This window comes from Clostridium neonatale, assembly GCF_900465025.1.
Taxonomy (GTDB): domain Bacteria; phylum Bacillota; class Clostridia; order Clostridiales; family Clostridiaceae; genus Clostridium; species Clostridium neonatale.
In genome coordinates this window covers 344,185-359,405 of sequence record NZ_UICR01000002.1, presented here as the reverse complement: position 1 = coordinate 359,405, position 15,221 = coordinate 344,185, and the positions used below count along the sequence as shown (strand labels likewise).

The window sequence follows — 15,221 nt, the reverse complement described above, 5'->3', positions numbered from 1 at the left end:
ATACAAAAAGTGAATTTGCTCATAAATAGTATAGAAAATATTAGATAAGTGATTTATAATTATGATAACGTTTTACAAAAAGTTCTTATACAAGTAGTTAAACATAATTCGTTGAGAGGTGATGTTTATGAAAAATAAAAGATTAACTATTAGGAGTAAGATTATTGCGAGTTATTTAATATTACTAATTTTTATGCTCTCAATTGCAAGCGTTTGCGTTTTGCAATTGAAAAATGTCACAAAAGAATTAACTGAAATTCAGAGTATAATTAATAATGCAGCAGTACAAACTATGACAAAACAAAATATGAGAAAATCAATTACCTTGGTGGAAGAAACAGTTAGCAATTGTACAAGCAAGGCTATTACTATTTCAATTGTTGCTATTTTAATAGCTATAATATTAGCTATAATTATAAGCAAATCTGTTGTAGGACCATTAAAAAAATTAAATAAATTTGCTAATGCAATTAAAGCAGGTGATTTAACTGCAAAACTTAATGGAAAATATGATAAAGAGATTTCAGAAGTTATTGAGAGTTTAAATAATGCTATAGAAGCAAATAGAAATATGGTTAATGATATTCATAAAAGTTCTTTTTCACTTTTTGAATCCAATACTAAAGTAAGTTCATTAGTTGATACTATAGATAACAAAATGGAAGTAGTGAATTCCGCAACAAGAACAATAGCTAATGAAGTTGAACAATTAACTGCTGTATCAGAGGAAGTTAATGCATCTACTTCTGAAATAAAAGATAAAGTGGAAAATCTTAGTAATGTTGCAGAAAATCATGCAAAGGAAGCAGAAAATATAAAGGAAAAAGCTGTTAAAGTAAGAATTCAAGGTGAACAAGCAGTAGAAAATGCAAAGAATATATATTCAGAAAAAATTAATAATGTAACAAAAGCTATAGAACAAGGGAAAATAGTTGATGAAATTAAAATTATGGCAGAAGCTATTGCAGGTGTATCAGAGCAAACTAATCTTTTAGCTTTAAATGCAGCAATTGAAGCTGCCAGAGCTGGTGAAGCAGGTAAGGGATTTGCAGTAGTTGCAGAAGAAGTCAAAAAACTAGCTGAAGAAAGTGGAGATAACGTAAAGAAAATTCAAATAATAATAGAAGATGTAAAGCAGGCTTTTGATAATTTAAGTGAACAAAGTAAGGGATTGCTTTCATTTTTAGAGGTAGATGTTAATAGAGATTATAAATTACTTATAGAAACTGCAAAAAGCTATGAAGAAGATTCTACACTTATAACTGCAATGTCACAAAATGTAAGGGATGTTAGTAAATCTATAAATGAAGTTATAAATCAAATAAGTCAAGGAATAGAAGTAGTAAGTAAGACAGCCCTTGAAACATCAAGTAAATCTCAGGCTATTATTGAAAATGTAGATGAAGTTGGAACTCAGGTAGAAGATATTATTTTACAAGTACAAGAAGAATCAAAGCTCTCAGAAAAATTAGAAGAAGTAGTCAATGTTTATACTATTTAATTATTTTATAGTTAAATTTTATAATATATTATATTAATTATCTCATAACTAAACTTCATAATACCCTTTAAATATTTATTTCCCCTAGATGCCTCAAGATGATGAGGCATCTTTTTAACGTATAGGAAAATATAAAATTTTTATCATAGAGAAAGTCTTAAGAATAGAGCTTTTCTGTAACTTATATAGTTCAATACGTTAAAAAATAAATTATATGCGCCTGGCCTTTTCTTCGGCAAGCTTAGAAAATCCAGAATGCGCTAAAAAATCGACGGCTAAAGGATTTTCTTGAATTTAAGTTATTGTATTCTATTTAGTTCATTTTTTATAAATAGATTATGGCATAGTCGCCTTGGCAATTTTTTTATTCTTTAGAAATTAGAATGTAGAAGAAAATAATTTGAAATATGATATACTAAAAATAAAGATTTTAAACATAACTTAAAGAGGAGATTTTTATGAAAAAGACAATAGGAATTTTAGCACATGTAGATGCCGGTAAAACTACATTTTGTGAGCAGGTACTATATCTTACAAAAAGCATTAGAAATAAAGGCAGAGTTGATCATAAAAATTCATTTTTAGATAACCATGAAATTGAAAAAGAAAGAGGAATAACTGTTTTTTCAGAGCAAGCAATTTTTAATTTAAATGATTCAACATATTATCTTATTGATACTCCAGGCCATATTGATTTTTCTTGTGAAATGGAAAGGTCAATAAATGTTATGGATTATGCAGTGATTATTTTAAGTGGTGTTGAAGGAATTCAGGGGCATACTAAAACTGTTTGGAATCTGCTAGAAAAAAATAATGTTCCTACTTTTATATTTATAAATAAAATGGATAGAGCAGGATATGATAAAGAACGTATCATAAAAGATATACATAGAGAATTATCTAAGGATATCTTTTTTATAGCTAAAGAAGATATAGATATAACGCATGATAATGGTAAATACATTAATTTTAATGAAGAATTAATTGAATTTATAAGTGAGCAGGATGAAGAACTTTTAGAGAAATATTTAAATGGTGAATATGATAATAATATTTATGAGAAAGAATTAAAAGAACTTATAAAAGATAGAAGAGCATTCTTAGCTTTTGGAGGATCAGCCTTAAATAATGAAGGCATAGAAGAATTTTTATATGCAATAGATAAACTTTCAATAACAAATTATGATGAGTATGAAAATGAAAAATTTTCTGGAGTTGTTTATAAAGTAAGATATGATTCTAATAATACAAGAAATACTTTTATTAAGTGTATAAAAGGAAGTTTAAAAGTTAAAGATGAAATTTCTTATATTTCAAACAAATCTAATGATGATGAAATAATTGAAGAAAAGGTAAATAACATAAAGATTTATAATGGAAATAAATTTAAGCCAGTAGATATAATAAAAGCTGGAGACATTTTTACGTTAACAGGTTTAAGTAATGCTATACCAGGAGATAAAATTGGTGAATTTAAAGGAAAAGTAAATTACTTAATGGTACCGACATTAAAATCTAAAGTTCTATTTGATGAAACTTTAAATCCTAAAGATGTGCTTAAGTTTTTTAGAATATTAGAAGGTGAAGATCCTGCACTTAATGTAGAATATAGTGAACTTCTTAAAGAAATACAAGTTCATATAATGGGAAAAATACAGCTTGAAGTTCTTAAAGAGTTAATGGCTAGCAGGTTCAATATAGATGTTGAGTTTGGTCCATGTAAAATATTATATAAAGAAACCATAAACACAGAAGTTATTGGAAGTGGTCATTTTGAACCTCTTAGACATTATGCAGAAGTTCATTTTAAAATACAGCCAGCAGAAAGAAATAGTAAAATAACATTTGAAAGTAAATGTCATGTAGATAATTTGAATATAGGACATCAAAATTTAATTAAGACACATGTTTTTGAAAGAAATAATAAAGGTATTTTAACAGGATCTCCAATTACAGATATTAAAATAACATTAATAAATGGGCGTGCACATTTGAAGCATACTTGTGGTGGAGATTTTAGAGAAGCAACATATAGGGCTATAAGGCAAGGTTTAGAAAAAGCAGAAAATATTCTCCTTGAACCATATTATAAGTTCATATTAGAAATACCATTAGAGTATATGGGAAGGGCAATTGCTGACATTCAAAAATTAAGTGGTGAATTTTATGCACCTAAAACTTATGAAGATAAGGTAATTATAGAAGGGAGAGGCCCTGTATCAACCTTCATGGATTATTATTTAGAGGTTATAGCATACACAAAAGGAAAAGGCAGTATAAATTATATTTATGATGGATATGATATTTGCCATAATACTGAAGAAGTAATAGAAGAAATATCTTATGATAAAAATTCAGATAAGGAATATACATCTAATTCTGTTTTTTGTTCTCATGGTGCTGGTTATGCTGTGCCTTGGGATGAAGCCGATAAAAAGATGCACTGTATCATAGAATAAATAAAAGACGTACTGAGTTTAGTGTGAATAACCGAAATAAAGCTCTTATGTGGTGCTCGCTTGCTACAAAAATTAAGCTAAGAATTCAAACATGTAGACTTGCACCCACAAATGTTTGCTCCAATGTAAAATTGGACAAACAATTGTGGAACAAGTCTACATGAAGAATTCTAAAGCTCAATTTTTGAATGCAAGACACCGCACACATAAGAGCTTTATTTCTTTGTTTAATCTAAATTCATAGTATCGGTATTATTGTTGCTATACATAAATACATTTTTAAATTAAGGAATAGTTGTTTATAGATGTTAATGATTTAAGAAGTTAATATTTTATCATTTAAAAAATGGTATCAGTTTATAAATATCAGAATATATATTCTTACGAATTTGCTTATTCTATGCTGGTTAAGGTGATTTTTATAGGTAATTTCATAAGTTACCTCCATTGATTAGAAGATATACCTTAAGGCATAGAATATAAAAAGCATTAATCATAATTAAAATAAATTGGGTATATATGATTTTAGAGAAAAACAAAGAAATTCAATATATGAATAGGCGTAGTATTGTATTGGAAATTTCAGCTTTTAAATTCTTTGGCAGAGGCTGTTCCAAAATTGTTTGTCCAAAAACTTGTTTTTTGGAGCAAACATTTTTGGGTGCAGCCTCTGCCATTAGAAGTTTTAGCTGAAATTTCCCTACAATCGAGCCTATCATATATTGAATTTCGGTTGTTATCCACAAAACTCTGATTCTACGTCCCTTATTTATGTTGGGATGTTCAAGTTAGACTATCTATTGCTATGATATTTATTATTTGGTTGGGTGTATGAATAGGTACTATCTTTATATTGAACAAGAAGCCAAGGTGGATTATTTGAGCTTAAAGAAGCAAATTTTATTAATGATGTATAGTAATTATGGGATTCAATTGTCATTCCATAATTATTACCTGTATCTATCCAGCTATTAACAAATCGTGATACATCTATTTTTATATAGCTTCCAACACTATTTTCATCTACTAAAACTTGATTTACATCAGAAGTTTCAGGTGTAGTATTCCATGTAACTGTATTTATATCGAAAGGATTCATGTTTTTGTAGAAACATAAGTTATTATTTGAATAATAACTTGAATCAGTGTTTATATCCTTTACATATAAACATAAATGAGCAAATTCAATTGGAAAATAAACCATAGATAAATCAAATGTTAATAATGTCTTGTACATTATTAGATTAGAAGGTGTCTCATGAAAACTTCCAGCAAGTGTCTTTTTTAAATCAGAAAAATTCTCAGTAGCATGACTGCTATCTACAAAAGCAGTGCCAAGGGGTTTAACTTTCATTACAGAACCCATAACAATCAACTCCTTTATTAAATTTAGAAAGCTTAAGATATGATTGTGAGCAATTTTATTTATTACATGATTAAGATAATTAATTTATATTATTTGATAATTTTATTATATTAAAACAACACATATAAAAAGTATCTTAATTTATAATATGAAGTAAGTTTGAATTAGATGAATATTCTTTTAATTTAAATCAAAAAAACTAGACTATCTATTAGATAATCTAGTTTTTTTGTAAAATTTAAATCTCGTATAATTTTGATTTTTAGCTTTTGTAAAATTTAAATGCTATAAGTGTATATGTAAAAAGTTTGAATAAGTGGCCCATACTTTTACATATGAAAGATTTTAATTTTTAAAAGCCTGTTATAGTATAACATACTTTAAGTAAAAGTAGTTAGTGAATTTTTTTGGAAAAAATAATATTTATTATACTTTTATAGGGGATTAGATTTAGAATAATATTCATAATTGAATATAATTATGAAATTTTTAGATAGGTTCACATTTTATGAAAATTTATAGCCATGATATAATTATTATAAAGCTTAAATTTAGGAGCGATATTAAAAATGAATATAAAATTTAAAAATGAAATTATAGAATTTGAATTAATACGGAGAAAAAGAAAAAGCCTTTGTATTAGAATAGAAAAGAATGGTGATGTTAAGGTAATATCACCAATGAAATTAAATAAAGAATATATTTTAGAGTTTGTTTTAAAAAAGGCAGATTGGATAATAACTAAAAAAAATGAAATAAAAGAATCAGAAAGTAAAATTATAAAGCGTGAATTTAAAGATAATAGCACATTTATGTATTTAGGAAGAGAATATCCAATAAAACTTATTTATGATGAAAAATTTAAAAAAGTGGAAATTGATATAAAAAGCAATAATTCTGAAAATATTAATAAAAAAGAAAATGAGTGTTTTTATTTTGAAATTAAAACAAATACATATAATGAAGAAATTTTAAGAAAAACTTTAGAAAAATGGTACAGAGAAAAAACGTTTGAAATTGTTGCTCAAAGAATTGATTTATATTCATATAAATTTACAGATAAAGTAGCTGGTATAAAGGTTAAGGAGCAAAAGAGACGTTGGGCAAGTATTAATATTAAAAATGAAATATTCTTTAACTGGAGAATAAGCATGGCTCCACTTGAAGTTATAGATTATATAGTTGTTCATGAAATGTGTCATATGGATTTTAGAAATCATTCTAAAGATTTTTGGAGAAGAGTTGCAGAAGTAATGCCATTTTATAAAATATATCATAATTATCTTAAAGAAAATGGAGTTAACATGTATATCTAAAAGATGAGTAATTTTAAATAATTAAAAATTGAGTATTGGAAAATTTTCTTAAAAATTATTTTATAAAACAAGCTTTTATGAAATTTTGAACTTTTTAAGAATATTTAAAATTAACTATATTTTGAATATTTCTTAAAAAAGCATCAAAACTTAAAAATAGCAATATATATTAAAACTTCAATTATACATATGGATATAATTAAATATATGGAAGGAGTGGAATACATGAATTTTGAGTTGGAAACAATAAAAAAAGTTGTTGACTATATAGAAGAAAATCTTAATGATGAATTAAACTTAGATAAAATAGCAGAAAAAGCTGGATATTCAAAATTTCATCTGCATAGAATTTTTTCAAAAATAGTTGGTGAAACAATCCATAAATATATTCAAAAGAGAAGACTTACAGAAGCAGCAAGAAAACTGGTTTATACTGATGAGTCGATTATTGATATAGCATTAATTTCCGGATATGAAAGTCAACAAGCTTTTACATTGGCCTTTAAAAAAATGTATAAAAGCTCACCACAGATGTATAGAATTAAAAAGAATTTTGAACCTAAACAATTAAGTATTGATATTGAAGAAGTATTTAATTATTATGAAAATCAATATAAATCACATGAAAATTTATATGATAACAAGATTATTAGAAAAAATGGTCCATATAAATCAGATTCTCTTAAAATGGCAGCTTAACTTTTAAGGTTTAATATATTTTTTGGAGGTATAACATGAGCAGTTTAATACCATATGTAGTTGAACAAACAAGCAGAGGAGAACGAAGTTATGACATTTATTCTAAGCTTTTAAATGATAGAATAATATTTTTAGGTGGAGAAGTTAATGATGATATTGCAAATTTAATAGTTGCGCAGCTTTTATATTTAGAATCACAAGATCCAGATAAAGATATACATTTATATATAAACAGTCCAGGAGGATCAGTAACAGCTGGATTTGCAATTTATGATACAATGAAGTATATAAAATGTGATGTTTCAACTATCTGTGTTGGTATGGCAGCCAGTATGGGAGCATTTCTACTTGCAGGTGGAGAAAAAGGAAAGCGATATGCACTTAAAAATGCAGACATTATGATACATCAGCCATCTGGAGGTTCAAAAGGGCAGGCAACTGATATGAAAATTATGGTTGATTGGCTTTTGAGCAATAAAAGAAGATTAAATAGAATTTTATCAGAAAACACAGGAAAAAGCATTGAGCAAATTGAGACAGACACAGACAGAGATAATTTTATGTCAGCAGATGAAGCAAAAGAATATGGCTTGATTGATAAGGTACTTGATAGGTGAAATGATAGAAATACATTAATTTATTAAAAAAACACATCTTATGTTATAATTATTTTTAAGAATTATAATATTAAGATGTGTTTTGTGTTTTATATATTATCTATCTATTTTTGAGATTAATTATCAAAAAGAATGGATAGAATAAATAGAAACTAATATTTAATTAAGGTAGATTATTTATAAAAATTCTTATTTAAATATAGTATGAAAGTATAAATTAATCATAATATATATTTTTAACAAGATATGACTAGACTAAATGTATGTTAACATTGTAGAATAAAAAAGAAATATATTAGAAGATTGGGGAATTTGATTTATAGTGAGAGTTGTACAAAATATAGATGAAAAAATATTAGAATATATAAGATTAAATATAAAAAATGAGAAGATGGATAAGGTAATGCCAATAATCACACGGTTAGGTGACTGTGGTATGTTATGGCTGGCTGTAGCACTTACATTTTTGATAACTAATAAATATCATGATGATGGTATAATGATAATATTTTCATTATTATTTTGCGTTATAATAGGAAATATAATAATAAAGTTATTATGTGCAAGAATGCGACCTTGTCATGTAAATGATAAAATTAATCTTCTTATTTCAAAACCACGTGATTACTCTTTTCCATCAGGACATACAATGTCTTCATTTGCTGCTGCAACAATAATTGCTAATGCAAATTTTAAGATGGGGATAATTTCATTTATAGTGGCTGTATTAATTGCATTTTCTAGATTATACCTATATGTTCACTATCCATCAGACGTGCTAGTTGGTGCTATACTGGGTGTAGTTATCAGTATTTTAACAATATACTATATAAATTTTATAGCCTTAAACAGATTCATGACCTATGTATTATCAAAAATAAATTTTAAATGAAATATGTGGGTTATTGTACAAAATAAATGAAGGACGTACTAAGTTTAGAGGACGACAACCGAAATGAAGCTCTCATGTTCGGCTCGCTTGCTACAAAAATTCTAAAGCTTCGTTTTTGAATGCAAGTCTCCGCCGAACATAAGAGCTTCATTTCTTTGTTTCATCTAGACTCATAGTATCAAAATTATTGCTGTAAATAAATACATTTTTAAACTATGGAATAGTTATTTATACATATCAGAATATAAATTCTTAAGAATTTGCTTATTTTATGCGGGTTCTATGGAGATAAAGATGCACTTATTCATATATTTTTTCTGTTTAAGGAAATATTTACGCATATACATTCGTAGGTATAAGAGATTCACACCAAATCACAGATTTGGGTTCTCTGCTTAAGGAAACATCTTAATCAGTAGATGAAGATGGTCTATACTGTTAAGCTCATACCTCGCCAAGCATTATATGCCAAAGAGCAGCTATGCTGCAATTCGGATCTTTTCTTATTTATTTGGATATACGGGGCGTTTCTAAGTAGTTTTATAAATTAATACAATTTATGGAAAACTATATTTTAGGCATGGAATATTCCTAAAAACATAAATTATAATTAAAATGGGCATTGTATCTATGATTTTAGAGGAAAACAAAGAAATTCAATATATGAATACCCGACTCATATTCATTCGCTGGGTAAGCGATTCACACCAAATCATAGATTTGGGTTCTCTGCTTAGGCGCAGTATTGTATTAAGAAATTTAAGCTTTTAACTTCTTAGAGATAGGCTGTTCCAAAATAATTTGTTCAACACTTGCTGTTGGAGCAAATTGTTTTGGGAACAGCCTATCTCTTTAGAAGTTTTAGCTTAAATTTCCCTACAATCGAGCATATCATATATTGAATTTCGGGTGTTATCCTCTAAACTCTGATTCTACGTCCCTTATTTATATTGTTAACTTTTTATTAATACTCCAATATATATATAATTTATTCAGCTTAAATTAAGGTTAATTTGGTAAATTAAAACTATATAGAAATTTTATTTTAACATCAAAAGATGGAGGAGAGTAATAATATGAATAAAAATATAAAAAAAATAATAGCTTTTTCACTTGCAACAGGAACTTTTGCAACATGTGGGCCACTAACAAATTCTAACTTATTTACAACAAAAGCTTATGCATCATCAGATGATGCTGATGAGTTATCAGACATAGACGTGGAAGATGCTGATGGAGATACAATAGACCTTTATGAAGATAAAGACTATGATGATGAATATGATGAACCAGAAGAAGGTGAAACATATTATGGAGAAAGTGATACAAAAAAAATCACTATAGATGTTGATGGTGCTGATGAGGATTACGTTAGAATATTTAAAGGAAGCACTGAATATGAAGTTGGTGATAGTATCAGTTTAGATTCTAGTGGTACAACAACTTTAACAATAAGAGTATATGAAGATGAATATGATGAAGATGATACTTATTCAAGCTCTGAGTATAATCAATATAAATTAAAAATAGAATATAATGACGATGATGACGAAGATGATGATGATGATAATGAATTAACTGAAATACAAATGGAAGATGAAGATGGTGACGATATAGATCTTTATGAAGATGATGATTATGATGATGAACTAGAAGATGAACCAGAAGAAGATGAAACATATTATGCAGAAAGTGACACTAGGAAAGTTAAAATAGATGTAGATGCTGATGATGATTATGTTAGAATCTTTAAAGGAAGCACTGCATATGAAGTTGATGATGAAATTAAATTAGATTCAGGAAATACTACGTTAAAAATAAGAGTATATGATGATGAATATGATGAAGATGAAGACTATTCAAGTTCAGATTATAAAGAATATAAAGTAAAAGTAGAATATAATGGTGATGATGACGACGAAGATGATAATGAAGTAGCTTTATCAAGTCTTTCATTAGCAGGAGCAAGTATAAGCTTTAATAAAAATACTACTACATATAATGTAGGAGTAGGAAATACTACAAGCTCTTTAACTGTACAAGCTATACCTGTTGATAGTGATAATACTGTAACCATAAATGGAACAACTGTAAGCTCATCTGAAAATTATAAGAAAGCTGTAAATTTAAATGTCGGAAATAACACTGTAACAGTAAAAGTTCAAGATGAAGATGGAGATGGAGAAAGCAAGACTTATACAGTAGCAGTTAATAGATCAGCACAAACTGTATATACTACTCCAGGAACTACATCAAATACAACAACAGCAACTTCTAAATATGGATGGCAGCTAGTAAATAATACTTGGTATTATACTTATTCAAATGGAACTAAGGCAACAGGCTGGCAATATATAGGCGGAGAGTGGTATTATTTAGATTCAGCTGGAAGAATGAAAACAGGATGGTTTAAAGATACTGATGGCAGATGGTATTATTTACAATCATCAGGAGCAATGGCTAAAAATACAACTATAGGTGGATATAAATTAGGATCTAATGGTGCTTGGATAAGATAACAAAATATACATGAACTGAATTTTGGCTGGATTGAGATTAATCAATCCAGCCAAAATGCTTACATGCATATTCAATGCCATCATCATTGCTACATTTTGTAACAAATGAAGCAATTTCTTTAAGTTCATCGATGGCATTACCCATAGCAATTGAAAAAGGCGCTTTTTGAAACATGGAATAATCATTTTTTCCATCACCAAAAACAACAATGTCTTCAAGTGGAGCATTTAAGTAATTCATCATGCTTGTTATTCCTTTAAATTTATCATCAGGTTCTATGATTATAGAGTCTGGATGGTATCTTACATAGCTTACAGTATCAAGTATTTTGAATTGTTTTTCTTGCTCTATTGTCATTTCTAAAAATATTTTAAATATCTTTTTTTGCTTGTGAAAATCAAAGTTTGGATCACTTATTATAGTGGAATAGTGGTTTAAAGTTGAATTACATATATTGGTATATAAATGATTGCTATTATCAATTGAAACGTAAGTTTTAATACTATTAGAGAGCATTATATCAATCACTTCTAAAGCTGAATCGATATTTAGAGGTTCTATATCTATAAGTTTACCATCTAAAGTCAATCCATGACCGCCATCACTTACAATATTATTAATGCCTACTTCATTAGCAAAGGTAAGAGAAGAATGTTGAGCTCGTCCAGTAGCAATTGCAACAAAGTGTCCATTTTTCTCTAATTTTTTTATTGTATTTAATGTGGATTCTGGAATTATTCCGCCAGGATTAACAGTAGTTAATGTTCCATCGATATCAAAGAATAAGTATTTCTTTTTCATTTTTAATCCCCCTTAGACAGTTATTTTATAATACTTATTAAGTTTTTAAAGTATAGAAAGGGTATATACATAAATATATTCCACTTTAAGCCAATTATCAATAGAAACGTAAAATGAATTCTAGTGGTTATGTCATACATTAGATTTCTTTATTGACGGAGATCTAATGAATAATATGTCATTATATATAGATGTGAGCTTACATACGACTAATTTTTTATAGTACGTAAGCTTTTGTTTTATATAAACTAAGATATAATTTTTAAGAAAAACTTTGGAAATATATTGACTTAAGTATATAGCGGTGATAATATGTGTATATATAATATATATACACTTTATACACGGAGGTGAAAATTTGGATATAATAATTAATAATTCATCACCAATTAAATTATATGAGCAAATAGAAAATCAAATTAAAACTCAGATATTAAATGGAAATCTAAATGCAGGGGAAGCTCTTCCATCAATAAGGACATTAGCAAAAGAACTTAAGGTAAGCATAATTACAACTAAAAGAGCTTATGAAGAGCTTGAAAAGGGAGGATATATAGAAACGGTTGTAGGAAAAGGAACTTTTGTTTCAAATGCCAATGCAGATAGATTGAAAGAAGCTGCATTATCTGAAATGGAGTGTAAATTGGAAGAAATCATAATCACAGCTAAATCTTTTGGACTGACTTTAGAGGAATGTATAGAAATTTTCAAGAGTATTTATGAGGAGGTATAACATATATGGGAGCTATACATATTAAGAAACTTAAAAAATCATATGATAATTTTATTTTAGATATAGAGGAATTGGAAATAAAAGAAGGATATATAACAGGATTTATAGGACCAAATGGAGCAGGAAAAACAACAACAATAAAATGTATACTAGACATGGTAAAAACTGATAAAGGTGAAGTAAGAGTATTAGGATATAATATAAAGCAAAATCCATATATAAAAGAAGATATTGCGTATATAGGGGGTGTTTCAGGATTCTTAGAAGAAGGCAAACTTAAAAATATTAAAAAAGGCATACAGAATTTTTACTCTAACTGGGATGAACAAGTATATAAAACTTATATTTCAAAATTCAAATTAAATGAAAATAAATGTTATCAGGATTTATCTAAAGGACAGCAAAAACAATTTGAACTTTCAATAGCTTTTGCTCATCATCCAAAACTTTTTATTATGGATGAGCCCACTGCAAATTTGGATCCAATAATTAGAAATGAATTTATAGAGATGATTCAAGAGATTATGGAAAAAGAAAATGTAAGTGTATTTTATTCAACGCATATAACAAGTGATTTAGATAAATGTGCTGATTATATAGTTTTGATTGATGAAGGAAAAATATTATTAAAAGGTGAGAAAGATGAAATATTAGAAGAACATGTTCTCGTAAAAGGGAAAAAAGAATTATTTGATAAAGAAATTAAAGAAGAATTTATAGGAATCAAAAATAATTCTTTTGGTTTTGAGGGAATGATATATGGAAGAAAAAAAGCGTTTGAATTATTCGGTAAAGAAGTAGTATATGAAAGATGCTCTTTAGAGGATATATTACTTTATTACACAAAAGGGGAGGAGAATAATGAGAGAATTAAATAATTTAATAAAAATGCAATGGTATTCATTATTAGCTGTAAAAAATTATATTTTATTAGTAGTAGTCATTGGTTTTATAACAATATTTACACAACCAACTTTTATTGCATTTGCAGGTGGAATGATACTAATGGCAGTAAACTATAGTGTTATTGCTTATGAAGATAAAAGTAAAATGGGATATTTAATTCATTCACTGCCAGTGGGCCCTAAAAAATATATATTATCAAAATATATTTATGGTTTTATAAGCATAGTATTGGTCATGATTATAACATTAATTATATTAAATATAGTGAATATATTTAATATACAAAATTTAGAAGGAATTACATTAAGCACATTATTAATGTCTGTATTATTAATAGGCGTAGTTATTAATACAGTAACAGTTCCAGTTGGTATTATTGTTGGATTTCAAAAGGCTAGATTTATTATTACAATTTTAGCAATAGCACCAATATGCTTTAGCCCAACACTAGTGACTTTAATTTCTAGTATCAACATTAATATAAGTGAATCAACATTAATGATTTTAACTTTGATAGCAGTTGCAATATTTACAGTAATATCATATAATATAACTTCAAAGTTATATTGTAGACGAGATGTAAAATAAATTTATGGATTAAATAAAAAATAAAGAGGGAGCTATAGCGCTAAAAAATTCGGCAACAATATACTGTTATAGTTTTTGAACTTGACAGAATATGTTGTGGTCTTTCTTGGTGCCACAGTCCTTCTTTTTATGTTTAAAGTAGTATAAAAACAAAGCTTATTGGTTATTAATTATGTATTGTGAATAATGCATTATGCATTGAATAATTACCAGCTTATTGTAAATTTATTTCGTGAATTTTTAAGTGGAAGTTTAAATTGAAAGAAGTTTAAATATTTGCCATTTTTAGTGATTCTATCAGCAATTATATGAAGAATGTATCCCATAGTAAATCCAACAGCTAAAAATTCATTTCCCATAAGATAAGTACTTAAACAAAATAATAATAATCCAAGCCATTTATGGGTAAACATTCTATGGGGTGAAAGCTTACCTAAGATTGTTAATATGGAAAATAAAACTATACCTTCAACATTAAGATTTAAAAATTTATTAAAGTTATATATATAAGACATTTGAAATTTGATTCCACAATAATAAAATATGCTGATTATGATTACAGCTATTGTTAAAACTTTATTGAAAATTTGCGCTGCAGTTGACTTATGACTGTCTATATCAGGCATATATGAGCCTATTATTCCTCCAATTATTAAAACAATCATATTAAAATTTAAAGTCATATTTCCTAAGAAAACAAGGCCGATTACTAAACCTATTGCTGCGCTAGTTCCTATTGTCATATGTTCTTTTCCGCTCATGTATTTCTTTTCTCCTTTTTGTTTTGCATAATATTTTATAAAACCAGTATGTGATTATAAAA

Annotated in this window: 13 protein-coding genes; 10 read left to right on the top strand and 3 right to left on the bottom strand. The window is 27.2% G+C overall.

The annotated features are described in order from the left end of the window. The first annotated feature begins 127 nt into the window (after window positions 1–127). Both CNEONATNEC86_RS13265 and CNEONATNEC86_RS13260 read left to right on the top strand, forming a co-directional pair. Entirely contained in the window at window positions 128–1,501 is a 1,374-nt protein-coding gene (locus CNEONATNEC86_RS13265) for a methyl-accepting chemotaxis protein (RefSeq protein ID WP_230132134.1), read from the top strand. 458 nt (window positions 1,502–1,959) lie between these two features. Then, a complete protein-coding gene (locus tag CNEONATNEC86_RS13260; protein ID WP_159136178.1) occupies window positions 1,960–3,960 on the top strand; it encodes a GTP-binding protein in 2,001 nt (666 codons plus the stop codon). 793 nt (window positions 3,961–4,753) lie between these two features. On the opposite strand, the gene CNEONATNEC86_RS13255 is transcribed toward CNEONATNEC86_RS13260, so the two are convergent. Beyond that, entirely contained in the window at window positions 4,754–5,326 is a 573-nt protein-coding gene (locus tag CNEONATNEC86_RS13255) for a DNRLRE domain-containing protein (RefSeq protein ID WP_058295654.1), read from the bottom strand. Between the two features lie 569 nt (window positions 5,327–5,895). Between CNEONATNEC86_RS13255 and CNEONATNEC86_RS13250 the strand changes: the two genes are divergently transcribed. The 5 genes from CNEONATNEC86_RS13250 to CNEONATNEC86_RS13230 all read left to right on the top strand — a co-directional run bounded on the left by CNEONATNEC86_RS13250 (window position 5,896) and on the right by CNEONATNEC86_RS13230 (window position 11,369). After that, on the top strand, window positions 5,896–6,642 hold the full coding sequence (locus tag CNEONATNEC86_RS13250; protein ID WP_159136177.1) for a M48 family metallopeptidase: 747 nt from the start codon (window positions 5,896–5,898) through the stop codon (window positions 6,640–6,642). Window positions 6,643–6,867: 225 nt separating this feature from the next. Further along, the gene (locus CNEONATNEC86_RS13245) at window positions 6,868–7,341 is read left to right on the top strand and encodes a helix-turn-helix domain-containing protein (protein WP_083498818.1); all 474 of its coding nucleotides are present in this window, start codon (window positions 6,868–6,870) and stop codon (window positions 7,339–7,341) included. A gap of 35 nt (window positions 7,342–7,376) precedes the next feature. Next, window positions 7,377–7,958, top strand: coding sequence for an ATP-dependent Clp endopeptidase proteolytic subunit ClpP (clpP, locus tag CNEONATNEC86_RS13240; RefSeq protein ID WP_058295652.1), 582 nt, complete (start codon window positions 7,377–7,379; stop codon window positions 7,956–7,958). A 322-nt stretch (window positions 7,959–8,280) separates the two neighbouring features. Continuing rightward, window positions 8,281–8,850, top strand: a complete 570-nt coding sequence (locus CNEONATNEC86_RS13235) for a phosphatase PAP2 family protein (RefSeq protein WP_058295651.1) — start codon at window positions 8,281–8,283, stop codon at window positions 8,848–8,850. 1,076 nt (window positions 8,851–9,926) lie between these two features. After that, the gene (locus tag CNEONATNEC86_RS13230; protein ID WP_159116485.1) at window positions 9,927–11,369 is read left to right on the top strand and encodes an N-acetylmuramoyl-L-alanine amidase family protein; all 1,443 of its coding nucleotides are present in this window, start codon (window positions 9,927–9,929) and stop codon (window positions 11,367–11,369) included. A 37-nt stretch (window positions 11,370–11,406) separates the two neighbouring features. On the opposite strand, the gene CNEONATNEC86_RS13225 is transcribed toward CNEONATNEC86_RS13230, so the two are convergent. Further along, window positions 11,407–12,171, bottom strand: coding sequence for an HAD hydrolase family protein (locus tag CNEONATNEC86_RS13225; RefSeq protein ID WP_125149893.1), 765 nt, complete (start codon window positions 12,169–12,171; stop codon window positions 11,407–11,409). A 358-nt stretch (window positions 12,172–12,529) separates the two neighbouring features. Between CNEONATNEC86_RS13225 and CNEONATNEC86_RS13220 the strand changes: the two genes are divergently transcribed. From CNEONATNEC86_RS13220 to CNEONATNEC86_RS13210, 3 genes are read left to right on the top strand one after another with little or no spacing between them, the layout of a single operon-like run. After that, a complete protein-coding gene (locus tag CNEONATNEC86_RS13220; protein ID WP_058295648.1) occupies window positions 12,530–12,904 on the top strand; it encodes a GntR family transcriptional regulator in 375 nt (124 codons plus the stop codon). Between the two features lie 5 nt (window positions 12,905–12,909). Then, window positions 12,910–13,782 (top strand): ABC transporter ATP-binding protein, encoded by an 873-nt coding sequence (locus tag CNEONATNEC86_RS13215; RefSeq protein ID WP_125149891.1) that lies wholly within the window; start codon window positions 12,910–12,912, stop codon window positions 13,780–13,782. Beyond that, window positions 13,766–14,398, top strand: coding sequence for an ABC-2 transporter permease (locus tag CNEONATNEC86_RS13210; protein WP_159136176.1), 633 nt, complete (start codon window positions 13,766–13,768; stop codon window positions 14,396–14,398). Before CNEONATNEC86_RS13215 ends, CNEONATNEC86_RS13210 begins: the two co-directional genes overlap by 17 nt. Window positions 14,399–14,604: 206 nt before the next feature. Here the strand turns inward: CNEONATNEC86_RS13210 and CNEONATNEC86_RS13205 are convergent, their stop codons facing one another. Further along, complete coding sequence (locus CNEONATNEC86_RS13205) at window positions 14,605–15,159, bottom strand: metal-dependent hydrolase (RefSeq protein ID WP_125149888.1); 555 nt, start codon at window positions 15,157–15,159, stop codon at window positions 14,605–14,607. Window positions 15,160–15,221: the final 62 nt, after the last annotated feature.

Excerpts from the sequence above, each read along its gene's own strand:
- CNEONATNEC86_RS13215 (WP_125149891.1), top strand. The coding sequence starts at position 12,910 with ATGGGAGCTATACATATTAAGAAACTTAAAAAATCATATGATAATTTT.
- CNEONATNEC86_RS13265 (WP_230132134.1), top strand. The coding sequence starts at position 128 with ATGAAAAATAAAAGATTAACTATTAGGAGTAAGATTATTGCGAGTTAT.
- CNEONATNEC86_RS13245 (WP_083498818.1), top strand. The coding sequence starts at position 6,868 with ATGAATTTTGAGTTGGAAACAATAAAAAAAGTTGTTGACTATATAGAA.
- CNEONATNEC86_RS13225 (WP_125149893.1), bottom strand. The coding sequence starts at position 12,171 with ATGAAAAAGAAATACTTATTCTTTGATATCGATGGAACATTAACTACT.
- CNEONATNEC86_RS13230 (WP_159116485.1), top strand. The coding sequence starts at position 9,927 with ATGAATAAAAATATAAAAAAAATAATAGCTTTTTCACTTGCAACAGGA.
- CNEONATNEC86_RS13250 (WP_159136177.1), top strand. The coding sequence starts at position 5,896 with ATGAATATAAAATTTAAAAATGAAATTATAGAATTTGAATTAATACGG.
- CNEONATNEC86_RS13260 (WP_159136178.1), top strand. The coding sequence starts at position 1,960 with ATGAAAAAGACAATAGGAATTTTAGCACATGTAGATGCCGGTAAAACT.
- clpP (WP_058295652.1), top strand. The coding sequence starts at position 7,377 with ATGAGCAGTTTAATACCATATGTAGTTGAACAAACAAGCAGAGGAGAA.
- CNEONATNEC86_RS13205 (WP_125149888.1), bottom strand. The coding sequence starts at position 15,159 with ATGAGCGGAAAAGAACATATGACAATAGGAACTAGCGCAGCAATAGGT.
- CNEONATNEC86_RS13255 (WP_058295654.1), bottom strand. The coding sequence starts at position 5,326 with ATGGGTTCTGTAATGAAAGTTAAACCCCTTGGCACTGCTTTTGTAGAT.
- CNEONATNEC86_RS13210 (WP_159136176.1), top strand. The coding sequence starts at position 13,766 with ATGAGAGAATTAAATAATTTAATAAAAATGCAATGGTATTCATTATTA.